Source organism: Ruegeria sp. AL1, assembly GCF_056540905.1.
On the sequence record NZ_JBQFXP010000035.1, the window covers coordinates 1 to 1,847 of the forward strand.

1 protein-coding gene is annotated in these 1,847 nt (G+C 54.7%); it reads right to left on the minus strand.

Going from position 1 to position 1,847, the window contains the following annotated elements; all coding sequences use genetic code 11:
• Window positions 1-207: 207 nt before the first annotated feature.
• A protein-coding gene (locus ACRZ9X_RS22380) for an IS3 family transposase (protein WP_170717543.1) occupies window positions 208-1,559 on the minus strand; the annotation gives its coding sequence in 2 pieces (ribosomal slippage) (window positions 208-1,223 and window positions 1,223-1,559; 1,353 coding nt in all).
• Between the last annotated feature and the right edge of the window lie 288 nt (window positions 1,560-1,847).

Genomic DNA, 1,847 nt, shown 5'->3' on the forward strand with positions numbered 1-1,847 from the left:
CACTCCTGCGTAAAAGAACTAGAACTGCTATGGATTGGCGACCGACAGCGCCGCTCGCCAAACTGTTTCAGATATCTATACGCTCTGCAATTCTTAGCGCGTCTTCCAATTCAACGCCCAGGTATCGCACGGTGTGTCCGTCATCGAATGATTTGGAACACGAGCGTTTGATTGGCTTAGGAGGATCAGGCTCGCCGCAGTTTCAATCTACGCCGCGTTCTGATGATGCAGCAAGCGGCGTTTCTGGATTGTCTGGTGTTTGATTTCCTTTCTGCGTCTGAGGATTGTTTCGGCTCGACCGAAATAGACATCGGCGGGTGTCAGATTGCTGATGCTCTCGTGGTATCGGTTGTGGTTGTAGTGATTGATGAAGTCGCCGATGGCCTGTTCGAGCGCTCCTGGCAGATAGTAGTTTTCCAGCAGGACACGGTTCTTCATCGTCTGATGCCATCGCTCAATCTTGCCCTGGGTCTGCGGATGGTTGGGCGCTCCCCGAACATGATCCATACCCTGCTCATCCAGCCATTTCGCCAACTCGCCAGAGATGTAACTGCTGCCGTTGTCGCTGAGCAGCCGGGGCTTGTGGGCAACGGTGACACTGTCACAACCTGATGCAGCCAAAGCGTCTTCCAGCGTTCCTGTGACATCGTCAGCTTTCATCGTGGTGCAAAGGCGCCAAGAGACAACGTAACGGCTGTAATCATCCAGGATCGTAGACAGGTAGAACCAGCCCCAACCGATGACTTTGAGATAGGTGAAGTCGGTCTGCCAAAGCTGGTTCGGCCGCACAGTCTTCTCATGGAATTCATCCGCCGCTTTGATGGTGATGCAGGCTGGGCTAGTGATCAGATCTTGTGCCTTCAGAAGCCTGTAAACACTGGCCTCAGAAACGAAGTAGCGCCTGGTGTCGGTGAACCGCACCGCAAGCTCGCGGGGCGATAACTCGGGTTCTTCCAGAGCCAGTTCCACGATCTGCTTGCGCACCTTGTCGGGGATGCGGTTCCAAACCCTACCTGGCCGGGAATGGCGATCCTCAAGCCCGGCCTCGCCGAAAGACAGATACCTGTCGTACCAGCGGTAGAAGGTCGTTCTGGGAATGCCGAGCTTTTCCAGTGTGCGTTTGATCGGCAGGTGCGAACCGTCAACCAGCCGGATGATCTCAAGCTTTTCGGATGCGGGATATCTCATTCGTCGTCTCCCCCATCCTCGAACATGCTTTTTTTGAGCAGCCGGTTCTCAAGGGTCAGGTCGGCGACTACCTCTTTCAGCGCCGACGATTCCGCTCTCAAATCCTTCACCTCAGAGCTGGTAGCCTGGCGTGCGGTATCGCCAGCCAACCGCTTCTTACCGGCCTCAAGGAACTCTTTCGACCAGCTGTAATACAGGCTCGTAGCTATTCCTTCACGGCGACACAGCTCCGCTATGCTGTCTTCACCACGAAGCCCATCCAACACAATACGGATCTTCTCCTCTGCCGAATGCTGGCGCCGTGTCTTCCTGCGGATGTCTTTGACAACTCTCTCTGCTGACGCTTTCTGTTTCCCGGATTTCATTCTCATCTCCACTCTCTGATGGTTACGATGAGCCTGAAATCCTCCGCTACGCAATCAACCTAGTCTGTTCCATGGGTGCTGATGGCGGACAGCGACTGGGCTATACATAGCCCTCAAAGCGTATTGTTTGCGGGACTTCAGTTGCACCGTTTTCCTGAGCGAGTAGGGCGCGTGCTGACGAAAAGGTAGCAAGCGCAAAAAGAACAAGAAGGGCCTTTATCATCGTAGCGCCTCGGATCCGGGTTTTGAACTTGGGCCGGGGTTCACAAATGATCGCCCGGGCTAGCGTCAGGG